This window comes from Streptomyces sp. SID5643 (genome assembly GCF_009872555.1).
Classification (GTDB): domain Bacteria; phylum Actinomycetota; class Actinomycetes; order Streptomycetales; family Streptomycetaceae; genus Streptomyces; species Streptomyces iakyrus.
Genome location: NZ_WWIC01000134.1, coordinates 1 through 3,475, shown reverse-complemented (window position 1 = coordinate 3,475; position 3,475 = coordinate 1). Strand labels below are relative to the sequence as shown.

4 protein-coding genes and 1 pseudogene are annotated in these 3,475 nt (G+C 66.1%); all 5 read left to right on the top strand.

What is annotated here, in order from left to right:
* The first annotated feature begins 349 nt into the window (after positions 1-349).
* The 5 genes and pseudogenes from GTY56_RS16715 to GTY56_RS16695 all read left to right on the top strand — a co-directional run bounded on the left by GTY56_RS16715 (position 350) and on the right by GTY56_RS16695 (position 2,732).
* Positions 350-571 (top strand): type II toxin-antitoxin system VapB family antitoxin, encoded by a 222-nt coding sequence (locus GTY56_RS16715; RefSeq protein ID WP_161366185.1) that lies wholly within the window; start codon positions 350-352, stop codon positions 569-571.
* Positions 568-978: a PIN domain-containing protein gene (locus tag GTY56_RS16710; protein WP_161366184.1), complete on the top strand. Its 411-nt coding sequence runs from the start codon at positions 568-570 to the stop codon at positions 976-978. Before GTY56_RS16715 ends, GTY56_RS16710 begins: the two co-directional genes overlap by 4 nt.
* 132 nt (positions 979-1,110) lie before the next feature.
* Positions 1,111-1,307: pseudogene (locus GTY56_RS40595) on the top strand (replication initiator); the annotation flags it as partial.
* Between the two features lie 143 nt (positions 1,308-1,450).
* Positions 1,451-1,744 carry a 2TM domain-containing protein gene (locus tag GTY56_RS16700; protein WP_051868522.1) on the top strand — a complete coding sequence of 98 codons (294 nt, stop codon included), beginning with the start codon at positions 1,451-1,453 and terminating at the stop codon, positions 1,742-1,744.
* Between the two features lie 292 nt (positions 1,745-2,036).
* Entirely contained in the window at positions 2,037-2,732 is a 696-nt protein-coding gene (locus tag GTY56_RS16695; protein WP_161366183.1) for an ester cyclase, read from the top strand.
* Positions 2,733-3,475: the final 743 nt, after the last annotated feature.

Below are 3,475 nucleotides of genomic sequence, written 5' to 3'. Positions count from 1 at the left end.
GGCCCGGACGGGCTGCTCTTCGTCGGGGAGAAGGGGGCTCCCTTCCGGCGCAGTGCCCGTAGGAACGGACAACGTCAGAGACCTGGTCCCTTTTGCTGTCCGCTGTGATCAGCCGCCGCGTGCCAGATCCGTGCCAGAAGGATTCTCGGCAGCCTCGCTCTGGGCACGGGTGCCACCATCTGCCGAGCCATACGGCGCGCGGCGCTTCGCGCCGACCGGCGGGCATGGCCTACCGGAATGATCTGGAGTTTCCGTTGCGATTGCACATCTGGCGTTCGGATGTGGCCTCGTCAATGTTGGTGACATACTCTTCTATGTACATCACCAACATCGCGTAGGAGGTGCTCGTATGTCTGTCACCCAGATCGACATCGATGATGACGCCCTGGAGCGTGCCATGGCTCTGGCCAAGGTCAGGACCAAGAAGGAGGCGGTCAACCTGGCTCTGCACTTCTACGCCGAGAAGCAGGAGCGTGCGGCGCGCATCAGCCGTCACTTCGAGCGTGCGCGTGAGTGGGGTGCCGTCGAGGACGCCGAGCGCCTGCACCGGGCGGAGAAGCACAGCCGGTGATCTACTTGCTCGACACCTCCGGCCTGGTCCGGCTGTTGCGCGAACCAAAACTGCAGTCGGCCTGGTACGACGCGATCGACGCCGGGGCCATTGCATCCTGCTACGTGCAGCGAACCGAGTTCCTGTACAGCGCCCGGAACGGCCGTGAGTACGACGAGATCGCGGAGATGTTCACCGACCTCTACCCCGACGTGTCGGTGCCGAAGAACGCGGGGCGTTGGATGAGCGCGGTGCAGCACCGTATGGCCCAGGCCGGGGAGCATCGCAGTGCCTCGGCGGTGGACCTCGTCATTGCCGCCACCGCCGCCCACCATGGCCTCGCTGTCCTCCACGACGATGCCGACTATCGTGCCGTTGCCCGGCACGCATCCGACCTCCTCGAGCACAACATCCACGACATCGCCTGAGGTGCATTCCCAAAAGGACATCATGCGGGCGAGCGCACTGGTGTCTGGCCGCGCGAACCGTCGATGGCCGGTGTAGGCCGTGGGTCAGCGCTGTCCTGGTAGGCGAGCGCGCTGCACCCGCAAGGACACCGTGCCCTCCGCATGCCCGGTCCGGCCATCGATGGACGGCCCCACACCTTCACCTTCGGCCGCCAACTCGACGACCGTCATCCGATCCGCCGCCTTCACCGACCGCCAGGAGCTGACCGAAGAGGCGGTCGCGGCCACGCATCGCCAAGTACGCCACCAAGGACGCCGAGACCGCGACGGGCGCCCTCGACCGGCCACTGACTTGATCGGCTCATGGACCGAACCCGCTACTGCAGCGGCCCGGTTCGCGGCATCCGAGCCGCTCTTGAGAGGCGTGCTCAGCCGGTGCGGGGGATCATGGGAAGGGGCGGGGCAGCCGCTGCGAACCGAGGAGGTGGCGATCATGGTGGGTCCCCTGGGCACGGACGATTCGCACTCGCCACGGACGACGCCGGAGAGGGAATGGGCCCACAAGCGGCTTGAGAAGAAGCGCAAACTCCGCGCCGACTTCGTGGCCTACGTCGTGATCAACGCATTCCTGATCGTGGTGTGGGCACTGACGGGTGCAGGGTACTTCTGGCCGGGCTGGGTCCTGGGCGGGTGGGGCGTGTTCCTGCTCCTCGACGCGTGGCAGGCATACTTCCGGCGACCCATCACCGAGGAGGACATCGACCGGGAGCTGCGCAGCAAGCGCTGAGGGCGCGTGCCGGTAGTGGGCCCCCTTCTCCGGCCCGGATGACACACCTCCGGCCCTCCGACTCCGATGTTCTCCCCATGAGAGGGCGACGAGGTTCAAATCCGAGCATTTCAGGGAGCCACTACAGCCGAGTGCTCCCGTCGCCTTGCCGACCCCGGCCGAGGGATGCCGTAGGCCGGCTGAGCGTCCCATGAGGGCGTCATACACGGGAAGCGATCCCGTGTATGACGAAACGGGCAGATCGTGCATATTCTGAAGATATTGCCAGCGCTCTCACTCTTCAGGAGGCGCCATGACATTCGTCCAGGTCATCGACTGCAGGACCAGCAGGATCGATGAGTTGAACAGGCTGATGGACAGCTGGGTCGAAGCGACGCGGGGCAAACGGACAGCCACCCATTCGATCGTCGGCCGGGACCGCACCGACTCCACGCACGTTGTGGAGATCGTGGAGTTCCCCTCGTACGAGGAGGCGATGAAGAACTCACGGCTTCCGGAGACGGACCGGATCTTCCAGGAGATGGTGGCGGCCTGCGACCAGGAGCCCACATTCACGGACCTCGACGTGCTGCGGGACGAGCAGTTGAACAAGATCGTGGTTCGCAACTTCTTCGAGGAAGTGGCCAACAAGAGGAACTTCGACGCTGAGGACACGCTCTGCACACCCGACTACCAGGAGCACGATCCCACCCTGCCGACGGGCGTCGTCGGGCTGGAGGAGTCCAAGGCGGCGAACCGGAAGCTTCACGCCGCACTTGAACCGATGGTCACGATCGAGAACCTGATCGCGGAGGGAGACCTGGTGAGCGCGCAGTTCTCCTTCAAGGGCCGTCATACGGGTGAGTTCCTGGGCATGGAAGCCACCGGCCGGGAGTTCTCAACCACTGGTCACGCGACGTTCCGCTGCCAGGGAGGCAGGATCGCGGAAAGCTGGTGGAACACCGATGACCTCGGTCTGCTGCGGCAACTGGGCGTCATCGAAGCCTGAGGCCCCGAGGCCCTACCAGGGCTTCATCGGCAGGGACACGATGGTGCGTGCCGGGCAATCCTCCTGGGGGCTTCGTCCGGAGCGGGTGACGAGAATCGAACTCGCGCTCTCAGCTTGGGAAGCGACGGCGCTTCGGCGAGGCGAGTTCTAGGTATCTGACCCGGCCGGATGGCCTCTCCTCTGGGTGGCTGTGAGGGGCGGCTGCATCCTTTGATCCTGGAGGCCTGGCAGGTTCATGCCCCTCTGGTGGGTGGTGGCTGCCACGTCCGATACATCAGACGACATCAGACGGAGGACAGCACCCGGGTGAAGGGCTGCGGCGGGACCATGTGCCGCCGACTGGCCGCGGAGGCATGGCGTTCCAGCGCCGCCGGGAGGTTCGGGGGCTACGAGAGGGCCCTCTCGACCCCGTCCCGCAGGGCGAGGACCTGCGGGAGCGCTTCCTGCCAGGGTGATCATCGGTTTGGACTCGATCAGGTCGCGCAACCGGGCTTGGGGCCGCTGACGCCGCGGCCCGACGGCCGAGGACCATCAGGGAGGCGCGGAGCGTGGGACCGCCGTCCCGCTCACGTATGGGCTGTTGGAGAGGGTCCGCGACTGAGAAACCGGTCCGCTCAGGGGGAGCGGGATCCGCCGTCCCCTGAGGAGGATCGGCCCCGTGATGGTCTCACCCCCGGTCGTGACGCCGTGACCCACGCCGCAAAGCCGAACCCCCGCACCACCACCGGCGGAACCCCCGCACC

Excerpts from the sequence above, each read along its gene's own strand:
- GTY56_RS16715 (WP_161366185.1), top strand. The coding sequence starts at position 350 with ATGTCTGTCACCCAGATCGACATCGATGATGACGCCCTGGAGCGTGCC.
- GTY56_RS16700 (WP_051868522.1), top strand. The coding sequence starts at position 1,451 with ATGGTGGGTCCCCTGGGCACGGACGATTCGCACTCGCCACGGACGACG.
- GTY56_RS16695 (WP_161366183.1), top strand. The coding sequence starts at position 2,037 with ATGACATTCGTCCAGGTCATCGACTGCAGGACCAGCAGGATCGATGAG.